Origin of the sequence: Amycolatopsis sp. MEPSY49 (assembly GCF_051337345.1) — a bacterium.
In the GTDB taxonomy this organism is placed as follows: domain Bacteria; phylum Actinomycetota; class Actinomycetes; order Mycobacteriales; family Pseudonocardiaceae; genus Amycolatopsis.
The window spans coordinates 1,605,488-1,629,827 of record NZ_JBDLYJ010000001.1; the positions used below are offsets into that span (position 1 = coordinate 1,605,488).

The following is a 24,340-nucleotide window of genomic DNA, read 5'->3' on the forward strand; positions in this document are numbered from 1 at the left end:
CGGGCCGTGGCGAACTACAAGGACTACGACGGCGTTACGCGACCGGTCGAACGGGTCGGGTCGACAAAGGCCAAAGCGATCAACAACCTGCTTGAAGCCTTACGTGATCGCGCGCGAAGGTCGGGCGACGGTGAGATCAAGGCGGAAACCAAGGTTTCCGTCGCGGCGGACATGTGGTTGAAGTCGATTGACGAATCGAGCAAGGCCGCGCGCACCAAGCGGGAGTACCGCGACACGTGGAACCGCTACTTGGCAACGCCCATGGGGCACCTTCGCATCCGGGACATCCGTGTTTCGACAGTCAATCGCCTGATCACGGAGACGCGGGATCGCAACGGTCGTGGTGCGGCATCACACGTCAAAGTGGTGCTGTCCGGGATCTTCGCTCTGGTCGTCCGACATGACGCGCTCGACAAGAACCCGGTCCGTGAGATCGAGAGTCTGGGTGCCAAGAAGCGCAAGAAAGAACGTACGGTCAACGCGAAGACCATCAGTCCAATTCTCGGGGTGTTCCACGCGGCCGAGGATGCGAAGCGATGGGACTTGGTCGACATGGTCGACGTGCTGTCCGGGCTCGGCTGCCGTATCGGCGAACTGCTCGCGCTCGACTGGGACACCTCGGTCAACTTCGACGCCGGCACGATCCGGTTCCACGGGACCGCGATCCGGGTAACCGGGCGGGGTCTGTTCGTGCAGGACCACACCAAGAGCCGTGCGGGCATGCGCACGATCCGTCCGCCTGCCTGGGTGATGGACATCCTCAAACGTCGTCACGCGGAGGCTGAGACGCAATGGGTGTTCTCGTCGGCGACCGGCACCTTGCGGGACCCGGATAACACCCGGGCGCGGTTCCGGATGGTCGTTGCGAAGACGCCGTACAAGGGTCTGCACCCGCACGACTTCCGGCACTACGTCGCCGGGGTCCTTGATGACGCCGGCCTAACCGCTCGCGAGATTGCCGACTACCTCGGACACGAGCGAATCAGCACGACTCAAGAGGACTACATGGAACGGGGCGTTGTGGGCGAGGACGTCGGTCCGGCGCTGGCTGAGCGTCCGAAGATCGAGCTTCCCAAAGATGAGGGTTAAGCGAGGGTTGGCCTAGCGCGAAGCCCCTGGTCATGACCCCGACCAGGGGTTTTGTGCCCCCGGCAGGATTCGAACCTGCGACACCCGCTTTAGGAGAGCGGTGCTCTATCCCCTGAGCTACGAGGGCTTGCGTTACTCGGACAGGCTACCTGACAGGTGCCAGGGGTACGGCGAGGCCTGCCGACGCGCTCTGGACCACCAGCGCCTCGGCAACCGACCACGACCGGCAACCGCACGTCACTCGTTGTAGTGAATCTTGGCAGGCGAAGGGGCGATCAGGGAGTGAGATGTTTCCGGCGACCCTCTGGAAGGTCGGCTGCCTGACGCACCCGATGCCCCTCGCGTGGCCGTGCCGGCTCTCGTCGCTACCTTCGTCGGCAAGCGACAGGATGGGAAGCCGAGTGCGTACTTACTACGACGAGGAAGACTACGACGGCTACGAAGCCGGGCAGGATCTCCTGGTCCGGCGCTTCGCCACCTGGGCCGCCGCTCAAGGCCGGGAGATCGACCCCTTCGCCATGGTCTCCGCGCTCCAGTTCCGCCACACCTCGATCGACGGGCGGCTCGCGTACTGGACCGCCGCGCTGGTCAGCGACTTCCTGCTGAAGTACGTGCCACGCACGCTCTCGGCCACCGCGGACGAGGCCGTTCTCGTGCCCGAGACGCTGCGGCTGTTCCTTCGCTACCTCCACGACACCGAGCTGGCCGACCCGATGGGCGAGCCACTGGTGGATCTCGAAGGTGCCGTCACGAAGGCGATGGCCGAGTTTCCGGCCGCGATGGCCGACGAGCGCAATTTCGGCCTGAGCAAGTACTGGGTGATGACCGCCGCCCGGAACGGGGTCGATCGCTCGGACTCGGACGCGTTGAACGCGTTCTTCGCCGAGGTGCGCGACGGGCGGCACAGCTACGACGCCGAACTCCTCGACGAGGTCGTTGCCCGGCAGATGGGTGAGCGGGTCGGACGGGCTCTTCCGCAGCTGCCGGTCTCGCTGCCGGCGGAGGCGGACCTCGCGGACGCCGCGGAGCGCTCCGCGCTCGTGATCAAGTTGCGGAAGTTCGTCGAGTGGGTCGGTGACGGCCGGACGCTGACCGGCACCGGCGCTCTCAAACTCGCCGACGCCCGAGAGCTGGTGTCGTTGCTGGACACCGGTGACGACTTCGAACGGAACCTCGGCGGCGACGTCCAGACCGTTCGCAGCAGCGCCGATCTGCCCAACCTTGCCATCCTGTTCGAACTCGCCAAGCGCACCCGGATCGTGCGGGTGGTCAAGGGCAAGCTGGTCCGCGTGGCGAAGGCCGCGCCGCTCATGAAGAACGCCCTCGCCTTGTGGACAGCCGCGTTCGACGCGATCCCCGAGCCGGGGCTGCTGGTCAAGGATAGTGGCCGTGCACCCGGCTATGCCCTGCTGCTCGACGGCAACCTCGACATCGTCCTGCCGGACGTGTTCAACACGCTCTACGGCCTGCCGGAGCCGCTGCCGTTGGTCCGCCTCGAGGAAAGCGTGTGGCTGGCCTGTACCGAAGGGGTTTACCTCGATCTCGAGCCGTCGTTCGAGCCGCTGTGGCGGGATGGGCTCGCGACCGTGTTCCGCCACTTGCTCACCAAGCTGGCCGAATTCGGAGCGGTCGAGTTGACCGTGGGGCCGGCGGATCCGATGTACCGCATGGACCTGGTGCCGGAGAACACCGAGCTCCCGCCGGATGTTCAGGACCGGCTGCGGGCCGCGCTCGATGCGCCGGAGCTCGAGCTGGTCGCGTTCACCCCGTTGGCCACCCGAGCGGTCCGGGCGCGGCTGGTGCGAGAGGGCCGGTTCGCGCCCCTGGTGGGTGAGCTGGCCGGCGCAGCGCCCGCCGGCATGCTCGGTGTGGTCGTGGAGCATTTCGACGAGGACGCAGCCGCCGTGGAGATCAGCGGCTGGCTGGCTGCGCACGGTGGCCGGGAGGCGGGGCTTCCCCTGCTGCTGGACGCCATCCGCGCGTGCCCGTTCCGCTCACGGGCGTCCGTGATGCTCGACGTCCTGCTCAACTCCCTTCCGGACGGCGACGCGGTGCTGCACGGTCTGCGCGCCGATCCGGGCTTGGGTCCGATCGCGACACAACAGTTGATCGAGCGCGGCGAACTGGCCATGGAGGGCCTCGACGAACACGAGAGCCTGCTCGGCATGGCCGAGCAGTTCCTCCTGATGCTCGAGGTGGCCGGGCCGGAAGCAGTGTCCGAGACGCTGGCCGAGATGCCCGACGTCGAACGCGCACACCTGGCGGATGCCGTCCTAGCCTCGGGCCATCCAGACCGCATCGGGCTTGCGGAGCTGGCCGAAGTGATCGAGCAGTTCCGGCCGGTCCGCGCCGCACATCCGCTGGGTGGGCTGGCCCGATCCCGTGGCGCCAGGCGAAAGAACAAGAAACGCTGAGCACGACTCTCGTCGTCACCCAGGTGAGTGGTTCTTGACCGCAGCCGACCGCGGTCTTACACCCAGCCGGACGGTCCACCGCACCTGACCTGGACGGACCATTGCCTCACCTGGTCGTGTCTGGTTTCGAACTGCTGAACAACAGTAGGTAACCTTCGTTAACGGGACGCGGGGAGCCGCCTCCTACTGGCTGTTGCGGAGGGCTTCGTTGATCAAGCTCATGTTCGCCGACGACGAGGAACTGGTGCGCTCGGGGTTGCGCGCGATGATGTCTGGGGCTCAGGACATCGAGATCGTGGGCGAGGCCTCCGACGGCAGATCCGCAGTGGAGGTCGCCCGGCGGTACCACCCCGATGTGGCCCTGCTCGACATCAAGATGCGGGCTCCTGACGACGGCATTCGCGCGCTCCGGGCCATCCTCGCCCTTCCCGATCCGCCCACCGTTGCCATGCTGACCACCTTCGACATCGACGAATACGTCAGCCTCGCTCTCCGGCTCGGTGCCAACGGCTTCCTGCTGAAGGACATCGACCCCGCCGCGCTGCTGCGGGCCGTCCGGGACCTCGCGCGCGGGGGTGCCGTGCTCGATCCCGGCGTTGCCGCGCGGATGGTTCAGTCCCACCGGGACGAACAACGCGCTGCTCAGCCCGCCCGGAAGCTGCTCGCCTCACTGTCCGAACGCGAACGGGAGGTCGTCGCGCTCATCGGGCAAGGGCTTTCCAACGCCGAGATCGGCGGGCGGCTGCACCTCTCCGAAGCCACCGTGAAGGGGTACGTCTCCGCCGTGCTCTCGAAGATCGGCGCCGCCAACCGCGTGCAGGCCGCTCTGCTGGCCTATCGCGGGGGCCTGCTCGACCAGTAGATGCTGCTCACGGCCCTGGAGTTCCTCGGGCTGGTCGCCTTCGCGGCGTCCGGGGCGCTCGCCGCCGTGCGGGCTCGGCTCGACGTCTTCGGTGTCGTTGTCGTCGGGCTCACCACCGCGCTCGGCGGGGGCGTCATCCGGGACGTCCTGCTCGGCATCCACCCGCCCACCACCCTCCGGAACTGGCCCTACCTCGCCGTCTGCGCCGCGACCGCCCTCGTCGTCTTCGCCTTCCACCCGCAGGTCGCGCGGCTGCGGCGGGGCGTGCTGCTCGCCGACGCGCTCGGGCTCGGCGTCTTCGCCACCGCCGGGACGACCATCGCCCTGAACGCCGGCGCGACCGTCTACGCCGCGTGCCTGATCGGGATGACGACCGGCATCGGCGGCGGGGCCGTGCGGGATCTGCTGCTCCGGGAAATCCCCCTCGTCCTGCGGAAAGAGATCTACGCGGTGGCCGCGCTGGCCGGCTCGGTGCTCGTCGTCGTCGGTCACGTTGTGCGACTTCCGGAGGGGCCGGTCACCGTCGCGGCGGCCGCGGTCGTCGTCGCCGTCCGGATGATCGCGCTCTGGCGACACTGGAACGCGCCCGTCGCGCGGGCGCCGGAGTGAGGATTCTCTTTGTTAGTTCTGTGTGTGTTCTTAGGCGAGTCTCAGCACGCTGAGTAAGACTGACGCCATGCGCATCCTTGTGGTGGACGACGACCGCGCCGTCCGTGAGTCGCTCCGGCGGTCCCTGGAGTTCAACGGCTACCAGGTCGAGCTGGCCAGCGACGGTGCGCAGGCCCTGGAGGCGATCATCGCCGACCGGCCGGACGCGATGGTCCTCGACGTCATGATGCCCCGGCTCGACGGCCTCGAGGTGGCCCGCCGCCTGCGCAGCACCGGCGACGACCTGCCGATCCTCGTGCTCACCGCGCGCGACACCGTCTCCGACCGGGTGTCCGGGCTCGACGCCGGCGCCGACGACTACCTGCCGAAGCCGTTCGCGCTGGAGGAGCTGCTCGCCCGGCTGCGGGCGCTGCTGCGCCGCGCCGTCCCCGAAGGCCAGAACGGCCAGGCGTCGGAGATCCTGTCCTTCGCCGACCTGACCCTCGACCCGGGCACGCGCGAGGTCCGCCGCGGCGGCCGCGAGATCAGCCTGACCCGGACCGAGTTCGCACTGCTGGAACTGTTCCTCTCCTACCCGAAGCACGTCCTCACGCGGGGCCGGATCCTGGAGGAAGTATGGGGTTACGACTTCCCGACGTCGGGCAACGCGCTGGAGGTCTACGTCGGCTACTTGCGCCGCAAGACGGAGGCCGAGGGGGAGCCGAGGCTGATCCACACGGTGCGGGGGGTGGGATACGTCCTGAGGGAAACCCCACCGTGATCGACGCCGGCGAGCCCGGTGATCCCCGCGGCACGCGCTGGGGGACACGCCGGTTCTCGCTGCGCGGCCGAGTGACGCTGCTCGCCGCCGCCTGCGTCGCCGGCGCCGTCGCGCTGGTGTCGATCGGCGCGTACATGGTCGTGCGCAGCAACCTCTACCAGCAGCTGGACGACGGCCTGATGGCGCGCGCGCAGGCGGCCGTCGCGTCGCCGCAGGTGCAGACCGAGCTGCGGCAGGTGCCGGGGGCCTTCCTGGCCAGCGCCGACCTGCAGATCGGGCAGCTCAACGCCGCGCCCGACGTCGCGCACGCCGTCATGACCTACCCGCTGTCCAGCTCGGCGCCGCCGTTCGACCAGCGCGAGCTGGCCGTCGCGAACGGCGACTCGCCGGAGTCGATGCGGACGGACTTCCGCACCGACAGCCGCGTGGTCGCGCTGCCGTCCGGGCACGGCGAGGCGATCGTGCTGGCCCAGTCGATGGGCCCGACCAAGCGGACGCTGAACGAGCTCGCGCTGGTGTTGTTCCTGATCGGCGGCGCCGGCATCCTGGTCGCCGCCGCGGCGGGCACCGCGGTCGCGCGGGCCGGCCTGCGCCCGGTCGACCGGCTGACGTCGGCCGCCGAGCGCGTCGCCAAGACCGGCGACCTGCGGCCCATCCCGGTCAGCGGCGACGACGAGCTGGCGCGCCTCACCACCACCTTCAACACGATGCTCGGCACGGTCGCGGACTCGCAGGAACGCCAGCGCCAGCTGGTCGCGGACGCCGGCCACGAGCTGCGGACGCCGTTGACGTCGCTGCGCACCAACCTCGAGCTGCTGCTCGCCGCGAGCAAACCGGGCGCGCCGCCGCTGCCGGACGAGGACCGCGTCGACATCATCGCCGACATCAGCGGCCAGCTCGACGAGCTGACCCAGCTGATCGGCGACCTCGTCGAGCTCGCGCGCCAGGACGAGCCGCGCGAGCGCTTCGAACGCGTCGACCTGCTGGAGGTCGTCGAGCGCGCGCTGGACCGGGCGCGGCGGCGGGCGGGGGAGATCAACTTCGACGTCTCGTTGCAGCCGTGGGTGCTCACCGGCGACAACAGCTCGCTCGAGCGCGCGGTACTCAACCTGCTGGACAACGCGGTGAAGTTCTCGCCGCCGGACGCGACGGTCTGGGTGCGGCTCTACCCGCTCGGCGACGGCACGGCCGTGGTCGAGGTGGCCGACGCCGGCCCGGGCATCGCCGAAGAGGATCTGCCCAAGGTGTTCGACCGGTTCTACCGCTCGTCGGAGGCGCGGACGCTGCCCGGCTCCGGGCTCGGCCTGGCGATCGTGAAGCACGCGGCCGAGCGGCACGGCGGCGCGGTGTACGCCTCGCAGGCGCCCGAGGGCGGCGCGCTGATGACGATCCGGCTGCCGGGGGCGCCCGGCTGATCCGGGCGTTTTCGAGACGCCGCGGGCGGCATCGGCCAGGATCGGCGGATGTCCGTCCGCGAGCTGGTCCGCCGTTGCCTCGTCGCGGCGGTGAGCGGGCCGCTCGCGACGCTGGCCTTGTGGGCGTTCCCGGCGAAGGACCTGTGCACCGGCGCGGAGTGCTTTTTCGTCGCGCTCGTCGCGGTACCGCTCATGGTGCTCGGGGTGGCGTTGCTCGCGTATGCGCTCATGGCGCTGGCCCGGGTCCGTCCGGCTTGGCCGGTCGCGCTCGGCGGGCCCCTCGTGGTGCTTTCACTGTTCACCACCGTGCTCGACGTGTCGTCGTTGCCGGTCTTCGCCGCCGTGGTCGCCGGCTGCTACGCGCTCGCGGCGCTCGTCACCGCGGACGGCCTGCCGAACGCGTGGCGGGTTGCGGTCGGGTCACCGGTGGTGGTGTTGTTCGCGTGGGGCGTGGTGTGGCCGATCCTGCGGTGACCTGGTCATTCGAAGTTCACCCACGCTGATCCTGCGAATCTCGTGTTGAATCGTGTAGGATTTTGTGTGGTTGGGGTGCGACGGACGGAGTGAACCTTGCTGGCGCGTCAGCGACAGGCGGTGATCCTGGAAGAGGCACGCCGGACCGGGGCGGTCCGGGTCAGTGACCTCGTGACCAGGCTGGGCGTGTCCGACATGACGGTGCGCCGCGACCTCGACGTCCTCGCCGGGCGCGGGCTCGTCGAGAAGGTCTACGGCGGCGCCACCTCGATCGTCGGCAAGAGCACCGACGAACCCGGCTTCGAGGCGAAGTCCGTGCGCCAGCGCGCGCAGAAGGAGGCCATCGCCGAGCTCGCCGCGACGCTGGTCCGGCCCGGCACCGCGATCGGCATCTCCGCCGGCACCACCACCTGGACACTCGCGCGCGCCCTCGATGCCATCCCCGGGCTCACCATCGTGACCAACTCGATCCAGGTCGCCGACGTGCTCCGTGGGTCGACCCAGCCGGACCGCACCGTCGTGCTCACCGGCGGCGTGCGGACGCCGTCGGACGCGCTGGTCGGCCCGGTCGCCGTGCACAGCCTGCGGTCGCTGCACCTCGACGTCGTCTTCCTCGGTGTGCACGGGATGGCCGACGGGCCGGGGTTCACGACGCCGAACCTGACCGAGAGCGAGACCGACCGCGCGCTGGTCGAGGCCGGGCGCAAGCTCGTCGTGCTCGCCGACCACACCAAGTGGGGCACCGTCGGGATCTCCACGATCGCCGACCTGGACGAGGCCGACGTCGTCGTCACCGATGACGGGATTCCCGACGAGGCCAAGGAAGTACTCGCCGAACGGGCGGGGGAACTCATGATCGCCGAGACGGCGGAGACGGACGAGGCCCAAGAAGCGTGAAGCGCACCGTACGACACCTGGCCGACGGCCGGGAGATCATCTACTTCGACCAGCCCGGCGCCCCCGACCGCGTCGCCGAGGACACCCGCGACCTGCCGCCGGTCGCGGCCGCGTCCGAGATCCGGCTGGACCCGCTGACCGGCGAGTGGGTCGCGATGGCCGCGCACCGGCAGACGCGGACCTACAAGCCGCCCGCGGACCTCTGCCCGCTGTGCCCGAGCAAGCCCGGCAAGCCGAGCGAGATCCCCGAGAGCGACTACGACGTCGTCGTCTTCGAGAACCGCTTCCCGTCCTTCGCGGAGGACGTCATCGGCGAGCCGTCCACTGTGGATGGACTCGGGCTGGTGCCGGTGCGGCCCGGGCGCGGCCGCTGCGAGGTCGTCTGCTTCACGAGTGACCACGAGGGTGCTTTCTCGCGCCTGAGCCCGAAGCAGGTGCGGGCCGTCGTCGACGCGTGGGCCGACCGCACCGCCGCGCTGTCCGAAGTGCCCGGTGTGGAGCAGGTCTTCCCGTTCGAGAACCGCGGCGAAGAAATCGGCGTCACGCTGTCGCACCCGCACGGGCAGATCTACGGCTACCCGTTCGTCACGCCCAAGACCGAGCGGATGCTCGACGTCGCCCGCGCCTACCAGGCCGAACACGGCCGCCCGGTGCTCGGCGACGTGCTGGCCGCCGAGCGGAAGTCCGGCGCGCGCGTGGTGGCGTCCGGCGAGCACTGGACGGCGTACGTGCCGCCGGCGGCCCGCTGGCCGATCGAGGTGCACGTGGTGCCGCACCGGCAGGTCGCGGACATCCCCGCGCTCACCGACGCCGAGCGCGACGACTTCGCCGACGTCTACCTGGACGTCCTGCGCCGCTGCGACGCGCTGTACGACCGGCCGCTGCCGTACATCGCGGCGTGGCACCAGGCGCCGGTGCGCCGCGACCGCGAGCTCGGCTGGCTCCACCTGGAACTGTTCTCCGTGTTGCGCGCCAAGGACAAGCTGAAGTACCTGGCGGGGTCCGAATCGGGCATGGCGGTGTGGGTCAACGACGCGACGCCGGAGCAAATCGCGGAACGGCTCCGCGCGGCGGGCTGATCCGGCCATACTCATCTCCGATGCACAGGTTCGGCTCAGGAACCTCTCAGGACCATCGCGCAAGGTGAGGACATGACCGAGAACGACCCCAGCGCGCACGACCCCGCGGCGCCGCGGCACCCCGAGACCGGCCGACAGGCGGTTCAGGGCGGTTGGGCGGGGAGCCCGTACGGTGACCAGGCCGCCACGCCCGAGTCCGGCGGCACGCCGCAGTACTCGGCGCCGGAGCCGTCCTACCACGCGGTGACCGGGGCCGATCCGTCGTACGCGGCGTCGAACCCCTGGTCCGCGCAGGGGGCCGCGTCGGGGCAGACCCAGCAGAGCGTCTACCCGAACCCGAACCCCTACGCGCAGCCTGGCACGGCCGCCTACGGCACGCCGCCGGCGCCGCCCGCGCAGCCGAAGCGGTCCGGCGGCAAGCTGCTCGCCGGCGTGGCGCTGGTCGCGCTGCTGGTGGGCGGCATCGCGGGCGGAACGGTCGGGTACTTCACCGGCGGGACGTCCGGGCCGGTCGGCAACGCGCTCGACGCGCCGAAGCCGGCCCAGCAGACCGGCAACGCGCCCGCCGGCTCGGTCGAGGCGGTCGCGCAGAAGCTGTCGCCCAGCGTCGTCGAGCTGCAGGTGAGCGGGCAGCAAGGAGCCGGCGAGGGCTCCGGGTTCGTCATCAGCACCGACGGCTATATCCTGACCAACAACCACGTCGTCGAGGTCGCCGCGAACGGCGGGCAGATCCAGGCCGTGTTCCAGGACGGCAAGAAGGCCGCCGCCAAGGTCGTCGGCCGCGACCCGACGACCGACATCGCGGTCGTCAAGGTCGACGGCGTCAGCAACCTGACCCCGGTCGAGATCGGCCGGTCCGACGACCTGCGCGTCGGCCAGTCGGTGGTCGCCATCGGCTCGCCGTTCGAGCTGGCCGGCACGGTCACCTCGGGCATCGTCAGCTCGCTGCACCGGCCGGTGCGCGCGGGCGGTGGCCAGGGCGGCCAGGAGACGGTGATGGACGCCGTCCAGACCGACGCGGCGATCAACCCGGGCAACTCGGGCGGCCCGCTGGCGAACATGTCCGGCCAGGTCATCGGCATCAACTCGGCGATCTACAGCCCGCAGTCGGCGTCCGGCGGCCAGGGCCAGGGCGGTTCCGAGAGCGGCAACGTCGGCATCGGGTTCGCCATCCCGATCGACCAGGCCCGCCGCACCGCGGACACGATCATCAAGACCGGCCAGGCGGTGCAGACCTACATCGGCGCCCAGGTCACGGACGCCCCCCAGGGCGGCGCGAAGCTCGGCGCCATCACGCCGGGCAGCCCGGCGGAAAAGGCCGGCCTCAAGTCCGGCGACGTCGTGACGAAGATCGACGACCGGAACATCGACACGTCCGACACGCTGGTCGCGGCGATCCGCACCCGCGCCCCGGACGAGAAGGCGACGTTCACGCTCGCCGACGGCCGCACGGTCGAGGTGACCCTCGGCGGCCAGCCCGTCCCGGCCAACTGATCCCGACCAGACGCTCGGCCGCCCTGGTGCGGCCGAGACCAAACATCGGCTCGACCCCCGCATCTCGGGGCCGGACCCCCAAGGCCACGCGCGACCCAGGCATCCGATGCCGGTCGCGCGTGGCCGCGTTTGCGGGGGTGGATGGGGTCAGGCGCCGGAGCCGGGAGGGTCGGCCGATGCGCGGGGAGGGGTTGGGCTCGGGCCAGGTGGCTCGGCTGACGGGCCGGGCGGAATGGCGCCGGAGCCGGGTGGCTCGGCCGGTGTGCGAGGCGTGCCGAGAGGCTCAGCTGGCGTGCCGCGAGGGGCGGGGCGCGAGCCGGGCGGGTCGACGGGCGTACCGGGTGGCTCGGCTGGCGTGCCGAGGGCGCCGGAGCCGATGCCGGGCCGGTCGGCCGGCGTGCCTTGCGGGCCTGGCCCAGCGGTTCGCGTGTCCGGCGTGGCATCTCGCACATCCGCCGGTGCCGCTCGCCGACCGCGACGGACGAGCGGTGCCAGAACGACCAGGAGCCAGACCGCGGCCAGGGTCAGCGTCAGGCCCAGGGCCGGGTTGCCGTCGTGCAGACCCGGCATCGGTGGCGTCCCGTACGGGCGCCAGAGCAGCGGGAACGCCACGATCAGCAGCACTCCCGTGATGACCGTCCCCGTGACCACCGGGACCCGCCACGGCCGCGGGACGACCCGGGCCAGGACGATGCCGAGCACCGCCGTCAGCGGGGCGACCACGCCGTCGTTGACGAGTGGGCCGCCGACGATCCAGCCCACCGTGCCGAACACGTCCGGGCGCAGCGGGAACGCGTACTCGACGAACAGCACCACACCCCACGCCAGCGCCGCGAGGCCCGGCAGGACCAGCAGTGTGCGAGCGGTCTTCACAGCGCCTCCAGCTTCGTTACCCACTTCGTCTGCAGCACGCCGGGCCGGTTCGGGGCGATGATCCGGCACGGGAAGCCGTGGTCGAGGTCGAGCACCTCGCCGTTCAGCTCCAAGGCGAGCAGTGTCAGCTCGTCCGCCGTGTGCTCGCCGGGCAGGACGCTCACGCCGTACAGCCCGGAACGCTCCGAAGAGGACACTCGCACCGCCGTGCCCGGTGCCACGCCGACGGCTTTCAGCAACGCCGGCAAGGAAACCCCGCGCCAGGTCGCCGACTGGCTCCAGCCCTCCACGCACGCGATCGGCAGCTCGGCCGTCGTCTGCGGCAGCGCGCGCAGCTCGTCCAGCGAGAAACTCTTCGGGCCGCTCGGAGTCACCACTGACAACCGCCAAGCTGCCGAATACGCGACGCCCGCGGCGGCGGCCGTCCGGTTCACCGGGAGACCTTGCGTGCCGTTGCTCGTCTTCCAGGCGAGGCCGGAAACACCGCGCAGGAACGGGACCGTCGCGCCGGCCGTGGCGACGACCGCGACGCCCGTCGCGAGCCCCGTGGTGCGGAGGAACCCGCGCCGGGACAGCCCGGCGGCCGGTGGCTCGTCCCCGGGCGTGCCGCGGGTCAGCGCCCGGCGGATGACCGGCAGCTTCACCGCGACGTGCACCAGGATCGAGCCGATCGCCAGCCACGCCACCGCGTAGTGCACCTGCGGGAAGTAGAAGCCCCACGGGTAGTTCTGCGCGACGTTCAGCAGCCCCGTCGTCAGCTCGAAGAACGCCGCGCCCGAGAGCACCAGGATCGACAGGCGCTCCAGCGCGTGTGGCAGCGAGCGGACGAGCGGACGGCCGAACAGCTTCGGGTAGACGCTCCACAACTTCGCCAGCAGCAACGGGATCGACGCGATGCCGGAGATGACGTGCAGCCCCTGCGTGACGCGGTAGAGCCCGACCGGGCGGCTCGGCCAGAAGAACCACGCCGGCGGGTGCTGGATCAGGTGGCTGATCAGGCCGGTCACGAAACACGTCGTGAACGTGACTGCGAGCGCCAGGCCGATCTTCGACGTCACGCGCTCGTCGTGCGCCGGTGCCTTGAAGTGTTCTTCCCGGGGAATCGGCAGCTTCACGACCGCTCCAATCGCGCGAACCAGCGGTGGCCGTGGCGGGTGGTCCAGTCGACACGCAACCCGGCGCGCGCGGCGACTTCGGCGATCGCGTCCACGCCGACCCACGCCCAGGTGAACCAGGCGACGTCGGCGTGCCCGGGCCGAAGCCGGACGCGCTCGTGCCGCAGCCCGCGTCCGGGCGGCTCCAGCTCGACGAGGACGTCACCGTCGGCGGCGATCAGCTGTGCCGCGCGGCGCAGCAGGACGACCGGGTCGCCGCCGATGCCGATGTTGCCGTCGGCGAGCAGGGCATGCCGCCACCGTCCTTCGCCGGGCACGCGGCCGAAGACGTTGCGGTGCAACGCACTCCCGCCACGCCGCCGCGTCAGCCGGACGGCCGTGCGCGAGCTGTCCACGCCCAGCGCGACCACTCCGCGTCCGGCCAGGGCCGCGGTGAGCCGGCCGGGACCGCAGCCGATGTCGAGCGTCGGGCCGCCGCAGGCGTCGAGCAGCACCTCGTCGCCGTCGGACGGTGCGGTCCAGCGCTCGACCGGCAGCTCCACCCGCTCGCCGTTCGCCAGCTCGAGCCAGCAGTGGTGGCCGAGCAGGCCGCGGTCGAACTCGTTGCCGAGGAGAGCCGTCTTCATGCGACCGCCTGCCCGCGCACCGCCGCGACGGCGCGGGCGAACCGGCCGTCCGGGCACATCGCCGCCACCGCGCGAGCGTCCGCCATGGTGTCCACATCGGACAGTTCGGCGGCCCGCCGCGGTCGCAATCCGCACGCGGTGAGCGCGCGCAGCGTGCGCTCACCGGTGTCGTCGCGGGACATCGGGACGCCCGCGAGCACCTGCGCGTGCCGCGGCTCGGCGAGCCCCAGCGCCCACCAGCCACCGTCGACGGCCGGGCCGAGCACCGAGTCGTGCCCGCCGGCCACGACCGGCGCGGCCGCCTCGGCGAGGGACTCCGGCGTGACCTGCGGGGTGTCCATGCCGATCTGGAGGATCGGCAGGCCCGAGTGCACCGCGGCCGCGTCGGCGTGGGCGTGGGCCAGGCGGGCCCCGAAGTCCCAGCCACGCTGGGGAATCGTGGTGACGTGGCGCAGTGCCGCCCCGATTTCGGGGGCCAGCGCGGCGGCGCCGAGGTCACCGGTCATCGCGACGACCGGCGCGGCGCCGGGGACCGCGCACACGGCGTCGAGCGTGTCCAGCAACGCAGCCGCGGCGATCCGCGCGGCCTGCGCCGGGGTCGCCGGCGGGGACAGCCGGGTCTTGGCGAGCCCCGGCACCGGCGCCTTGGCCACGACCAGCAGAACGAACCTCGCCGTCATCGCGCCAGCACCCGCCCGAAGTCGCGGACCGCGCGCAGCGTGCCCCGCACCGAGCCGGAGACCTTCGACTTGGTTCCCTTGGCGCGCTCGCCGTAACGGACGTCGAACTCACGCACCCGCCACCCGGCGCGCTGGGCCTTGACCAGCAGCTCGAGCGGGTAGCCGAACGCGCGGTCCGTGACGTCGAGGCCGAGCAGCGCCCGTCGGTCCACGGCACGCAGGGGCGCGATGTCCCGCACCGGCAGCCCGCGGCGGCGCAGCAGCCGTGCCAGCACGAAGTTGCCGGCGCGCGCGTGCCACGGCCACACGCCGGGCCCGGTCGGCACCCGCCGCCCGACGGCCAGGTCGGCGCCGCCCTCGACCGCGGTCACCAGCCGCGGCAGGTCGCGCAGGTCCAGGGAACCGTCGGCGTCGGCGAAGCACACGATGTCCGCGGTGGCGGCCTCCAGGCCCGTGTGCACGGCCGCGCCGTAACCGCGGCGCGGCTCGTGGACGACCTTCGCGCCGAGCGAGGCCGCCACTTCGGGCGAGCCGTCGGCCGAACCGTTGTCGACCACGATCGCGCGGTAACCCGGCGGCAGCCCGGCCAGCACACCGGGGAGGGCGCCCGCTTCGTCGAGGCAAGGGAGGACCACGTCCACTCCTGAGTCAGTCACGGCGCCGACCGTAAGTCCGGGATGGACCCTGGAAAACCCTTGCGCTCCTTACTGAATCATGACGAGTGACGAGTTCTTACCGGGTCGTTACGGCTGCCCCGGCCGGCCCGCCGAACGACGCCCGCGGACTTATGGTGGACAGCGATGAGCGAGCCGAACCCGGCAGCCCGGCTCGCCGAGCCGCCTGCCCGCGAACCCGAACCCCCGGCACCCGATCGGCCCGGACGCCGCGCCCTCCGCGCCGATCTGCTCGCCGTCGCGGCGGCCGTGGTGCTCGTGGCCGCGGCCGCCGCGGTCGGCACCTACTACAACCGGCCGCACTCCGGCGTCATCATCTTCGTGTCCTCGCCGCCGCTGTTCGCGGACTGGCTGCCGCACGTCGGTCCGGGCTCGGTGTTCGCCGTCCTGATCGCCGTCGCGGTCGTGCTGCACGGCCCGACGCTGGCCGCCCGCCTCCCGTGGCGCCGGGCGCTGGCCGCCGGCTACCTGGCTTCGCTCGCCTGGATCTTCTCGCTGGCCATGGTCGACGGCTGGTCCCGCGGGTTCGCCGGGCACCTCACCATCCCGCAGGAGTACCTCCACGAGGTCCCCGGCATCACCGACATCCCGCGGATGCTGCGCGAATTCTCTTCGCGCATCCTCGATTTCCAGCCGAACTCGTGGACCACGCACGTCTCCGGGCACCCGCCGGGCGCGACGCTCGTCTTCGTCTGGCTGGACCGGCTCGGCCTGCACGGCGGCGCCTGGGCCGCGACGGCCGTCGTGCTCGTCGGCAGCCTGGTCGCGGTGGCCGTGCCCGCGACGGTCGCCCTGCTCGGCCGGCCCGACGCGGCTCGCGCGGTGCTGCCCTTCGCCGTCCTGACGCCCGGCGCGGTGTGGATCGGCGTGTCGGCGGACGGCCTGTTCGCCGGGACGACCGCCACCGGGCTGGCGCTGCTCGCCCTGTCCGCCAAGGGTTTCGGCCGGGGCCGCCGGTACGCCGTGCCGGCCGGGCTCGCGGCCGGGCTGCTGCTCGGCTTCGGGATCTTCCTGTCGTACGGCCTGGTGTTGCTCGGCCTGCTCGCGGTGGCCGTGGCCGTCCTCGGCCGGCAGTGGCGGGCCGCCGCCCTGGCCATCGTCGCCGCGTTCGCCGTCGTCGGCGTCTTCGCCTGGGCCGGGTTCTGGTGGCTCGACGGCTACCACCTGGTCGTCGAGCGCTACTACCAGGGCGTCGCGCTGGTCCGGCCCTATTCGTACTGGGTGTGGGCGGACCTGGCCGCGGTCACCGTCGCCCTCGGTCCCGCCGTGGTGGCCGCCCTCCGGCGCGGCCTCGCCGAAGCCTTCCTGCCCCAGCGCCGCCGAAACCTGTTCGCCGATCCGGTGGTGCTCCTGGGCCTCGCCGCCCTGCTCACCATCGTGCTCGCCGACGTCTCGGGCCTGTCGAAGGCCGAGACCGAACGGATCTGGCTACCGTTCGGGGTGTGGTTGCTGCCGCTGACGGCCCTGCTGCCGCGGCCCGGACGCCGGTGGTGGCTCGCCGCCCAGGCGGCGACGGCCCTGGCGGTCAACCACCTATTGCTGACGGGCTGGTGAGGGAGACGTGATGAACGATCAGGCCGGGCGCGTGCTCGTGGTCGACGACGACGAGACGGTCCGCGACGTCGTCCGCCGCTACCTCGAGGTCGCCGGCTTCACCGTCGACCAGGCGGGCGACGGCGCCGACGGGCTGGCCAAGTTCGCCGCCCACGAGCCGGACCTGGTCGTCCTCGACGTCATGATGCCGGGCATCAACGGCCTCGAGGTGTGCAAGCGGCTGCGCCAGGTCAGCCAGGTGCCGATCGTGATGCTCACCGCCCTCGGCGAGGAGGAGAACCGGATCGCCGGGCTCCAGCTCGGCGCCGACGACTACGTCACGAAACCCTTCAGCCCCAAGGAACTCGCCCTCCGCGTCGCATCCGTGCTGCGCCGCGCGCGGATGCCGCGGCCGGAACCGGCCGCCGCCGAGCTGGCGGACGGCGACCTGCGCCTGCAGATGACCGCGCGCACCGCGACGCTCGCCGGCCGCGAGCTGCCGTTGACGAGCAGGGAATTCGACCTGCTGGCGTTCTTCCTCGCCCACCCCGGCGTCGCCTACTCGCGCGCGGACCTGCTCGAGAAGGTGTGGGGCTGGGACTTCGGCGATCAGTCCACTGTGACCGTCCACGTGCGACGGTTGCGCGAGAAGATCGAGCGCGACCCGGCCAAGCCGGCCCGGGTGGCGACGGTGTGGGGCGTCGGCTACCGCTACGACCGGGAGCAGCCGTGATCGAACCGGGTGAATCGTTCGCGGAGACGATGACGCACCTTTGGCACATCCTGCCGTTGGCGTTGCTCTTCTCCTTGCCGATCGCCGCGCTCGGCGGGGTGGTGCTCTACCTCCTGCGCCGGGGTTCGCTGGCCACCACGCTCACGGTGCTGGTGCTGATCCCGGTGCTCTCCACGCTGGTCGGCGTCTTGGGCGTCAGCGGGTTCATGTTCACCCCGGCGCTGACCACGATGCTGCTGGTCTGCCTGCTCGTCGCCGTCGTCACCGTGCCGGCGGCGATCATCCTCGGCCGGGCCATCGCGCGCCGCAGCGTGTGGGAGCGGGAGGCGCGCGACCGCGAGCGCGCGGCCGAGGCGTCGCGGCGCGAGCTGGTCGCCTGGATCAGCCACGACCTGCGCAGCCCCCTGGCCGGCATCCAGGCGATGGCCGAGGCGCTGGCCGACGGCGTGGTGTCCGAACGCGACGAGGTCGCCGACTACGCCCAGCGGATCGGCGGCGAGACCACCCGGCTGTCCGCGATGGTCGGCGACCTGTTCGAGCTCTCGCGGATCACCGCCGGCGCGCTCGAGCTCACGATGTCCGCGGTGCCGCTGCGGGACGTCGTCAGCGACGCCGTCGCCGCCCAGTCGCCGGTCGCCGAGCGGAAGCGCGTGCGGGTGCTCGCCAACGCGTCGACCTGGCCGGTCGTCACCGGGAGCGACCCGGAACTGGCCCGGATCGTGCGGAACCTGGTGTCCAACGCGATCCGCCACACCCCGCCGGACGGGACGGTTGCGGTGCAGATCGGCGTCGACGGCGACGAGGCCCTCCTCGCCGTCGACGACTCCTGCGGCGGCATCCCGGACGACGAGATCACCCGCGTGTTCGACGTCGCCTTCCGCGGGACGCAGGCCCGGACGCCGGAGCGCGGCGGGACGACCAGCGGCGGCGGGCTCGGCCTGGCCATCACCAAGGGGCTCGTGGAGGCGCACCGCGGGAAGATCGGCGTCCACAACCACGGACCCGGGTGCCGGTTCGAGGTCCGGCTGCCGCTGGCGATGTCCTAGTACCGCAACGGCAGTCAGGCGGCGACGGCGGCGGGTCGCCTGAAATCGCGCACTGCCGGCAGCGTCTTCAACTACCCTCCAGCCGTGCCCGAACAGACATGGTCACCCAATCCCGGGACGCCCGTAATCGAGTACCGGGCCGGTCGGTGGATGTTCATCGGCGGCCTGGCCATGTTCGTTTTCTTCGGGTTGGTCGCCCTCTTCCCGGACGTCGGGAACCCGTCGGCATCGTCGAAAGCAGCCGATCTTCCTCCGGCCGCCGGGTCGTTCCTCGTCGGCGCGCTCGCGCTGGGCGGCCTGCTGGTCATGGTCGGCTCCGTCCCCCGCACGCATCGCTTCGTCGTCGATGAACGTGGACTGTGGTGGCGAGCCGGCCGCAAATCCGACCTGATCGCGTGGGAGGAGGTGCGTGCCGTGCGCGGCCAGGAACCGCGCCCGCCGGTCAAGGGCGACCCGACCTCGAAGGCCACGCTGTCGGCCCTGGTGTTCACTCCCGTGGACCATCGCTTCGCCACCCGCCACGCAGCGCTGGTGAAACGCCCGCCCGACGCCGGTCCGGAAGTCGAACTGAAACTGCCGAACATCGCCACGGTCCGGAAGCTGGCCGAGGAGATAGCCAGAGTCCGGCCGGACCTGCTCCACTAGTGCCGTGCGCCCGCATTCCGTGAGCCAGACGTGAGCGGTTCACGCCACCGGAGCTCCGCCGCCGACTGCCGTTGCGGTACTAGACCGCCAAGGGTGCGGTCCGGACCGAGCCTCAGGAACTCCATGCCGGGGAAGTGGGCCGCCGCGATCACCGTGTTCGTGCCCGCGATCTCGGCCAGCCAGCGCTGCCGGGTGCGGGCCGCCTCGTCCGGGTCGTGGTCGCCGATGAACCGGACCCGGTCGTCGCGCAGCTGCACGGGGGTGTGGATGACGTCGCCGAGCAGGACCAGCCGCTCGTCGTCCGCCTCGACGTCCAGCACGTAGTGGCCGGGGGTATGGCCCGGCGTGTGCCGCGCGATGAGGCCCGGGCCCAGCGCGACGGCGTCACCATGAATCGCCTCGATGCTGCCGGCCGTCCGTACCGCCTCGAGCCCGATGCGGCTCCAGTCGTCGTGGGGCAGGGCGGCGATCAGCGGCTGCCAGTCCGCGGCCCCGTGCACGATCCGCGCCCGCTCGAAGGCCGGCGTGCCTTCGGGTGCCAGCCAGCCGACGTGGTCGGAGTGCAGATGCGTGACGAAGACGGTGTCGACGTCTTCGGGCCGCACGCCGGCCCCGCCCAACGCCGTCAGGAGGTCGCCTCCCACCCCCATCGGTGCCGGGTCGCCGCCCGCCGGGGCCATGCCGTCCGGGTAGTCCATCTCCCGCGGCCCGAAGCCGGCGTCCACCAGGATCGTCCGGCCCTCGCCGCGGACCAGGAACCCGCCGACCGGCACGTGAACCGTGCCGTCGGGGTCGAGGACTCCGGAGTGCTCGGCCGGGTCCAGCCCGGGGAAGAACGGGGTCGGGAGCCGGACGAGCCCGTCGGTCAGTGCCTCGATCGTGTAGTCGCCCACCGTGATCCGCTGCATGATCTTGCCAAGTTCGATTGCGATCGAACTATTCCCGGGGTCACACCGGTGCGCGCAGCTCGGCTGTCGCGAAGCCGGCGATGCCCTCCTCGAAGCCGATCTCGGCTTCGAAGCCCAGCAGCTCGCGAGCGCGGGCCGGGTCGGCGACGACGTGGCGGACGTCGGCCGGGCGGGCGCCGCCTGCCACCTCAGGCGCCGGGCCGGCGCAGGCGCGCGCCAGTACCTCGGCCAGCTCGCCGACCGTGTGCGGGGTGCCGGAGCAGACGTTGACCGGCGTGATGTCGCCTTCCGGGCCGGCTGTCCGGAGGGCCAGGACGTTCGCCCTGGCGACGTCCTGGACGTGGACGAAGTCGCGCTGCTGGCGACCGTCCTCCAGTACCCGCGGTGCTTCGCCGCGCAGCAGGGCCGAGCGGAACAGCGACGCCACCCCGGCGTATGGCGTGTTCTGCGGCATCCGCGGGCCGTAGACGTTGTGGTAGCGCATCGCCCACACGGTGCCGCCGGTCTGGCGGGCCCACGCGCCGGCCAGGTGTTCCTGCGCGAGCTTCGTCGCCGCGTACGTGCTGCGCGGGTTCAGCGGCGCGTCCTCGGGCACCAGCCGCCAGCTCAGCTCGGCGTCGCACGCCGGGCACCGCGGCTCGAACCGGCCGGCGTCCACATCGGACGTTCGGCGCGGCGACGGCGGGACGACGCCGTGGTCCGGGCACGCGTACCGGCCTTCGCCGTAGACGACCATCGACGACGCCAGCACCAGCTTCCGCACCCCGGCCGCGTGCATCCCGGCCAGCAGGACCGCCGTGCCGTAGTCGTTGTGCAGGGCGTACGACGGCGCGTCGGACGGGTCGACGCCGTGCCCGACGACCGCTGCCTGGTGACAGACCGCGTCGACGCCGTCCAGCAGTTCGGCGACGATCTCGGCGTCGGTGACGTCGCCGCGCAGGAACCGGTGCCGGCCGGTGTACGACGGCGGGGTGCGGGAGCCGTGGGCGGTGGGGAGGAGGTTGTCGAGCACGACGACCTCGTCACCGCCGTCGGCGAGCAGATCGGCGATGTGGGACCCGATGAACCCGGCTCCGCCGGTGACCAGTACGCGCACACCGGCCACGCTAGGGGCGTTGTCCCGGGCCCGCCCACGCCCGGGGCGGCACGTCACGGAATCGTCAGAACTCACCAGGCACCTCCCGGCGGCGGGAGGGCGAAACCGACTACGGTGGCGGCATGGAACGGAGTGCACAACGGCTGGGCCGGGCCCTCGTGGTCATCGTGGACGATCGCGTGGCGCACGGCGAGCACGAGGACACCACTGGCCCGCTGGTCACGGAGCTGCTCGAAGAAGCGGGCTTCATCGTCGACGGTGTCGTGGTCGTCGAGGCCGAGACCGCGGGTATCCGCAACGCGCTCAACACCGCCGTGATCGGCGGCGCCGACCTGGTCATCACGGTCGGCGGCACCGGTGTGCTGCCGCGGGACCGGACTCCGGACGCCACGGCCGGTGTGCTCGACCGGCCGATCCCGGGCATCAGCGAGGCGATCCGGGCTTCCGGGCTGGCCGCCGGGGCCGTGGACGCGGGGATCTCGCGGGGGCTCGCCGGGGTTTCCGGCAGCACCCTCGTGGTGAACCTCGCCGGGTCGCGGTCCGCGGTGCGCGACGGGATGGCGACGCTGACCTCGCTCGTGCCGCACGTGATCGACGAGCTTTCGGGTCTCGAAGAGGTCTGATCCTTCGCTTGCCGGGCCGGGGGTGACGGGTTGTCGCTCCCGGCCTGAAGCATGCCTGGGCTTGTCCGGGCGTGTGACTTGTCGACGGCCGGACGCCTCGGTGACTTCACGTCCGTGGTGTGCGGGCGTACCGCCGAGGCGTGGTGCAGGCGGTCGGCGATCGCCTCGCCGGGGCTGCAGCGGGGATGCCGCGACGGCAGCCGCGAGGCGGATGATCGCCGGACCCGGCGACGGTTCGGCGTCACGGTGGCGGGACGCGGTGCGAGGGCGCCGGCGCTGTGAGGATTCGCTCTGGAGTTGTCAATCAACGCGTCGTGGGAGACTGGAGCCATGTCCGGCCCCGAGCGTGATCCCAAGACGAGCAGCGACCAGCGTCGGCGGGTCGACGAGATCTTCGGGGACGTCCTGCCCGAGACGACCTCCGATGAGCGGGACGTCGAGCGGCGTACCGGGCTCCCGGACGACTGGTACCGGGAGAACCGGCCGCCGCACCACGATCGGTGACACCGCTCAGTCGCGGCCGTTGTCGCGCTGGGACTGGGCGCGCAGCAGGTCGCGGATCTCGATGAGCAGCTCGACGTCCGTGGGCTCCGACGGGCCCGGCTCCTGGCCGCGCTTGCGCCGCTCCTGCACGTGCTTCACCGGTAGCACGATCACGAAGTAGACGACCGCGGCCACCAGCACGAAGTTGATCGCCGCGTTGATCACGCCGCCGAAGTCCAGGAACGTCGCCTGGTTGTTCTCGAAGATCTGGTAGCCGAGGCCCTTCGCGGCGTCCGTGCCGCCGATCGTGCTGATCAGCGGCTTGATGAGGCCGTTGGTGAACGCCGTGACGATGGCCGTGAACGCCGAGCCGATGACCACCGCGACGGCCAGGTCGACCACGTTGCCGCGCATCAGGAAATCTTTGAAGCCTTTGAACACAGGTACTCCTCAACGGGGACGGTGCGAGCTAGCGGAGAGTAACCGTTACCGGTCGCTCCAGTGAAATCGCCGCCACCCTCGTCGCCACCGCCTCCGGGAGCCGCAGCAGCACCAGCGGTCCCTTCGCCGCGGACGGCTCCCGGTGCCCGACCGCCACCACCGTCGCCCCGCCGGCCAGCACGGACGGCGGCACGCCCGGTTCCGGTGCCGCCACGACGTCGACGTGCCCGCCGGGCTCCAGCAATTCGGCGACGCCGGCGTCGGCCAGGCGGACCGGGACCGTCGCCGTCGCGGGATCACCCGTCCCGGGGATGGCCGTCGCCAGCCGGACGTCGGTGAGGGGTTCGCCGGCGCGGGCGGCGCCCGCCAGCAGCCGGCCGTCCACAGCGGACGGCGTGGTCAACGCGCCCGCCGGACGCGCGGAATCGGGGAGGTCGGCCAGCCGGACGTCGGACGCGCGCAGTGCCGTGCCGGAAGTGAGGTCGTGCGCCGCGACGACGGTCGGGGTCGTCGGCGCGCCCCGCGCGGAACCGGGATGCATGAACAGCAGCCCACCGGTCAGCAGGAGGCAGGCGGCGAGCCAGCGGCGGAGCAGCCGCGTCCGCCTGCTCCGCAGCCGGGTCAGATCAGGAAGGTGGAACTTCGCCAGTAGGTCCACGGTGCCCCCTCGGCCGGATCGGGTGCGGCGGTGTGCCGCACGAGATCGACGTTAGGGAAGCCGGACGGGCCGCCGGAAGGGCCACGTCCGGCACCTGTGGACAACTGGGGTGTTGTGGATAACTCCGCGCCTCAGGAGGCGGCGGCGGTCGTTTTCGTCGTACCCGAGGAGGAGGATGCCGAGCTCGTGTCGGACTTCGTCTCCGTCTTGGTCTCGGTCTTCGCCGGGGTCGACGCGGTGCTCGACTTGCTCGAGTCGCGCGAATCGGTGCGGTAGAACCCGCTGCCCTTGAAGACCACGCCGACCGAGCTGAAGACCTTGCGCAGCGCGCCGGAGCACTGCGGGCACACGGTCAGGCTGGGGTCCGAGAACGACTGCACGGCTTCGAACCGGTGGTCGCATTCTTTGCAGGCGTACTGGTACGTAGGCACTGACGGCTCCTTTGCTGGCACTCATCCGACCAGAGTGCTAACCCAATTGTGCTTGAAAGCATTCCCCGAAAGCAATTCCTCGTTGCTCACATCGGCAGCTCGAGCACGCCTCGACCCGGCGTCAAGGCCCCGCTCATGCGCACGTCGTGAGGTTCCCCCGGCAGCCGTTCGACCAGCTCTTCGTCCCGGACGACGGCCAGCAGCGCCGCACCGGGCGCCGCGAACACCAGCGAGCGATCGTAGTGGCCGGCACCCCGGCCGAGCCGGACGCCCCGGTGGTCGACGGCCAGCGCGGGCACCAAGATCAGCTCCGCGGCCCCCACGGCGTCGGTACCCAGGCGTTTTCCACCTGGCTCGCGGATCCCGCGGAACCGGCTGGGCACCAGATCGGCCTCGCCCGTGTACTCGGCCCAGTCGAGCGGATCCGTCCGCGACCGGATGACCGGCAGCAACACGCGCGCACCGCCGGCCGCGAGCGTGTCGACGAGCGCCGTCGTGCCCGGTTCGGTACCGAACGGGAGGTACGCGCACACCGTGCCGGATGTGACCTTCGACACCGCACTGACCAGCGCCGACGCCTCCTGGGCGTGCGATTCGGCCGTCTGGTCCGCCCGCGCGCGCGTCAGCCGGTCTCGCCACTCCGCCTTGCTCAGGTGCTCATTGCCCAGCGCGTGCATGACCT

At 71.7% G+C, this 24,340-nt stretch carries 27 protein-coding genes and 1 tRNA gene; 16 read left to right on the forward strand and 12 right to left on the reverse strand.

The window, feature by feature from the left end; all coding sequences use genetic code 11:
• Nucleotides 1-6 precede the first annotated feature (6 nt).
• Nucleotides 7-1,089 (forward strand): site-specific integrase, encoded by a 1,083-nt coding sequence (locus tag ABFJ78_RS08040; protein WP_436385168.1) that lies wholly within the window; start codon nt 7-9, stop codon nt 1,087-1,089.
• A gap of 54 nt (nt 1,090-1,143) precedes the next feature.
• Here the strand turns inward: ABFJ78_RS08040 and ABFJ78_RS08045 are convergent.
• A tRNA-Arg gene (locus ABFJ78_RS08045) sits at nt 1,144-1,216 on the reverse strand.
• A gap of 160 nt (nt 1,217-1,376) precedes the next feature.
• Here ABFJ78_RS08045 and ABFJ78_RS08050 point away from each other — a divergent pair.
• The 9 genes from ABFJ78_RS08050 to ABFJ78_RS08090 all read left to right on the forward strand — a co-directional run bounded on the left by ABFJ78_RS08050 (nt 1,377) and on the right by ABFJ78_RS08090 (nt 11,093).
• On the forward strand, nt 1,377-3,503 hold the full coding sequence (locus ABFJ78_RS08050) for a hypothetical protein (protein ID WP_436385169.1): 2,127 nt from the start codon (nt 1,377-1,379) through the stop codon (nt 3,501-3,503).
• 208 nt (nt 3,504-3,711) lie between these two features.
• On the forward strand, nt 3,712-4,365 hold the full coding sequence (locus tag ABFJ78_RS08055; protein ID WP_003087851.1) for a response regulator: 654 nt from the start codon (nt 3,712-3,714) through the stop codon (nt 4,363-4,365).
• Nucleotides 4,366-4,974, forward strand: coding sequence for a trimeric intracellular cation channel family protein (locus tag ABFJ78_RS08060; protein WP_436385170.1), 609 nt, complete (start codon nt 4,366-4,368; stop codon nt 4,972-4,974).
• Nucleotides 4,975-5,041: 67 nt separating this feature from the next.
• A complete protein-coding gene (locus tag ABFJ78_RS08065; protein WP_400868249.1) occupies nt 5,042-5,734 on the forward strand; it encodes a response regulator transcription factor in 693 nt (230 codons plus the stop codon).
• The gene (locus ABFJ78_RS08070) at nt 5,731-7,149 is read left to right on the forward strand and encodes a HAMP domain-containing sensor histidine kinase (RefSeq protein WP_436385171.1); all 1,419 of its coding nucleotides are present in this window, start codon (nt 5,731-5,733) and stop codon (nt 7,147-7,149) included. The genes ABFJ78_RS08065 and ABFJ78_RS08070 overlap by 4 nt, the downstream gene beginning before the upstream one ends.
• A gap of 48 nt (nt 7,150-7,197) precedes the next feature.
• Entirely contained in the window at nt 7,198-7,623 is a 426-nt protein-coding gene (locus tag ABFJ78_RS08075) for a hypothetical protein (RefSeq protein WP_436385172.1), read from the forward strand.
• A 96-nt stretch (nt 7,624-7,719) separates the two neighbouring features.
• Nucleotides 7,720-8,520 (forward strand): DeoR/GlpR family DNA-binding transcription regulator, encoded by an 801-nt coding sequence (locus ABFJ78_RS08080; protein WP_372663122.1) that lies wholly within the window; start codon nt 7,720-7,722, stop codon nt 8,518-8,520.
• Nucleotides 8,517-9,599, forward strand: coding sequence for a galactose-1-phosphate uridylyltransferase (gene galT, locus ABFJ78_RS08085; protein WP_372663124.1), 1,083 nt, complete (start codon nt 8,517-8,519; stop codon nt 9,597-9,599). Before ABFJ78_RS08080 ends, galT begins: the two co-directional genes overlap by 4 nt.
• A 72-nt stretch (nt 9,600-9,671) precedes the next feature.
• Nucleotides 9,672-11,093 (forward strand): trypsin-like peptidase domain-containing protein, encoded by a 1,422-nt coding sequence (locus ABFJ78_RS08090; protein WP_436385173.1) that lies wholly within the window; start codon nt 9,672-9,674, stop codon nt 11,091-11,093.
• Nucleotides 11,094-11,240: 147 nt separating this feature from the next.
• Here the strand turns inward: ABFJ78_RS08090 and ABFJ78_RS08095 are convergent, their stop codons facing one another.
• Genes ABFJ78_RS08095 through ABFJ78_RS08115 form a run of 5 tightly spaced genes read right to left on the reverse strand, consistent with a single transcriptional unit; the run spans nt 11,241 to nt 15,028 of the window.
• Complete coding sequence (locus ABFJ78_RS08095) at nt 11,241-11,966, reverse strand: hypothetical protein (protein WP_436385174.1); 726 nt, start codon at nt 11,964-11,966, stop codon at nt 11,241-11,243.
• Complete coding sequence (locus ABFJ78_RS08100; RefSeq protein WP_436385175.1) at nt 11,963-13,081, reverse strand: molybdopterin-dependent oxidoreductase; 1,119 nt, start codon at nt 13,079-13,081, stop codon at nt 11,963-11,965. The genes ABFJ78_RS08095 and ABFJ78_RS08100 overlap by 4 nt, the downstream gene beginning before the upstream one ends.
• Nucleotides 13,078-13,707 carry a methyltransferase domain-containing protein gene (locus ABFJ78_RS08105; RefSeq protein ID WP_436385176.1) on the reverse strand — a complete coding sequence of 210 codons (630 nt, stop codon included), beginning with the start codon at nt 13,705-13,707 and terminating at the stop codon, nt 13,078-13,080. The genes ABFJ78_RS08100 and ABFJ78_RS08105 overlap by 4 nt, the downstream gene beginning before the upstream one ends.
• Nucleotides 13,704-14,387, reverse strand: a complete 684-nt coding sequence (locus ABFJ78_RS08110; protein WP_436385177.1) for a TIGR04282 family arsenosugar biosynthesis glycosyltransferase — start codon at nt 14,385-14,387, stop codon at nt 13,704-13,706. The genes ABFJ78_RS08105 and ABFJ78_RS08110 overlap by 4 nt, the downstream gene beginning before the upstream one ends.
• A complete protein-coding gene (locus tag ABFJ78_RS08115) occupies nt 14,384-15,028 on the reverse strand; it encodes a glycosyltransferase family 2 protein (protein ID WP_436385417.1) in 645 nt (214 codons plus the stop codon). Before ABFJ78_RS08115 ends, ABFJ78_RS08110 begins: the two co-directional genes overlap by 4 nt.
• A 159-nt stretch (nt 15,029-15,187) precedes the next feature.
• On the opposite strand from ABFJ78_RS08115, the gene ABFJ78_RS08120 reads away from it, so the two are divergent.
• The 4 genes from ABFJ78_RS08120 to ABFJ78_RS08135 all read left to right on the forward strand — a co-directional run bounded on the left by ABFJ78_RS08120 (nt 15,188) and on the right by ABFJ78_RS08135 (nt 19,018).
• Nucleotides 15,188-16,615: a hypothetical protein gene (locus ABFJ78_RS08120; protein ID WP_436385178.1), complete on the forward strand. Its 1,428-nt coding sequence runs from the start codon at nt 15,188-15,190 to the stop codon at nt 16,613-16,615.
• A 10-nt stretch (nt 16,616-16,625) separates the two neighbouring features.
• Nucleotides 16,626-17,327 (forward strand): response regulator transcription factor, encoded by a 702-nt coding sequence (locus tag ABFJ78_RS08125; RefSeq protein ID WP_436385179.1) that lies wholly within the window; start codon nt 16,626-16,628, stop codon nt 17,325-17,327.
• A complete protein-coding gene (locus ABFJ78_RS08130; protein WP_436385180.1) occupies nt 17,324-18,373 on the forward strand; it encodes a sensor histidine kinase in 1,050 nt (349 codons plus the stop codon). The genes ABFJ78_RS08125 and ABFJ78_RS08130 overlap by 4 nt, the downstream gene beginning before the upstream one ends.
• A gap of 84 nt (nt 18,374-18,457) precedes the next feature.
• Nucleotides 18,458-19,018: a hypothetical protein gene (locus ABFJ78_RS08135; protein ID WP_436385181.1), complete on the forward strand. Its 561-nt coding sequence runs from the start codon at nt 18,458-18,460 to the stop codon at nt 19,016-19,018.
• Here the strand turns inward: ABFJ78_RS08135 and ABFJ78_RS08140 are convergent.
• Together ABFJ78_RS08140 and ABFJ78_RS08145 are read right to left on the reverse strand one after the other, a co-directional pair.
• On the reverse strand, nt 19,015-19,926 hold the full coding sequence (locus ABFJ78_RS08140) for an MBL fold metallo-hydrolase (protein WP_436385182.1): 912 nt from the start codon (nt 19,924-19,926) through the stop codon (nt 19,015-19,017). The genes ABFJ78_RS08135 and ABFJ78_RS08140 overlap by 4 nt on opposite strands.
• 40 nt (nt 19,927-19,966) lie before the next feature.
• Nucleotides 19,967-21,022 (reverse strand): NAD-dependent epimerase/dehydratase family protein, encoded by a 1,056-nt coding sequence (locus ABFJ78_RS08145; protein ID WP_436385183.1) that lies wholly within the window; start codon nt 21,020-21,022, stop codon nt 19,967-19,969.
• Between the two features lie 122 nt (nt 21,023-21,144).
• On the opposite strand from ABFJ78_RS08145, the gene ABFJ78_RS08150 reads away from it, so the two are divergent.
• Both ABFJ78_RS08150 and ABFJ78_RS08155 read left to right on the forward strand, forming a co-directional pair.
• The gene (locus tag ABFJ78_RS08150) at nt 21,145-21,645 is read left to right on the forward strand and encodes a MogA/MoaB family molybdenum cofactor biosynthesis protein (RefSeq protein ID WP_013230045.1); all 501 of its coding nucleotides are present in this window, start codon (nt 21,145-21,147) and stop codon (nt 21,643-21,645) included.
• Nucleotides 21,646-21,975: 330 nt separating this feature from the next.
• Nucleotides 21,976-22,149: a hypothetical protein gene (locus tag ABFJ78_RS08155; RefSeq protein ID WP_436385184.1), complete on the forward strand. Its 174-nt coding sequence runs from the start codon at nt 21,976-21,978 to the stop codon at nt 22,147-22,149.
• Between the two features lie 6 nt (nt 22,150-22,155).
• On the opposite strand, the gene mscL is transcribed toward ABFJ78_RS08155, so the two are convergent.
• The 4 genes from mscL to ABFJ78_RS08175 form a co-directional block, all read right to left on the reverse strand.
• On the reverse strand, nt 22,156-22,569 hold the full coding sequence (gene mscL, locus ABFJ78_RS08160) for a large-conductance mechanosensitive channel protein MscL (protein ID WP_436385185.1): 414 nt from the start codon (nt 22,567-22,569) through the stop codon (nt 22,156-22,158).
• Nucleotides 22,570-22,597: 28 nt separating this feature from the next.
• A complete protein-coding gene (locus tag ABFJ78_RS08165; protein WP_436385186.1) occupies nt 22,598-23,227 on the reverse strand; it encodes an SAF domain-containing protein in 630 nt (209 codons plus the stop codon).
• A gap of 131 nt (nt 23,228-23,358) precedes the next feature.
• Nucleotides 23,359-23,658: an FmdB family zinc ribbon protein gene (locus ABFJ78_RS08170; protein ID WP_400868283.1), complete on the reverse strand. Its 300-nt coding sequence runs from the start codon at nt 23,656-23,658 to the stop codon at nt 23,359-23,361.
• Nucleotides 23,659-23,744: 86 nt separating this feature from the next.
• Nucleotides 23,745-24,335 carry a 5-formyltetrahydrofolate cyclo-ligase gene (locus ABFJ78_RS08175; protein ID WP_436385187.1) on the reverse strand — a complete coding sequence of 197 codons (591 nt, stop codon included), beginning with the start codon at nt 24,333-24,335 and terminating at the stop codon, nt 23,745-23,747.
• Between the last annotated feature and the right edge of the window lie 5 nt (nt 24,336-24,340).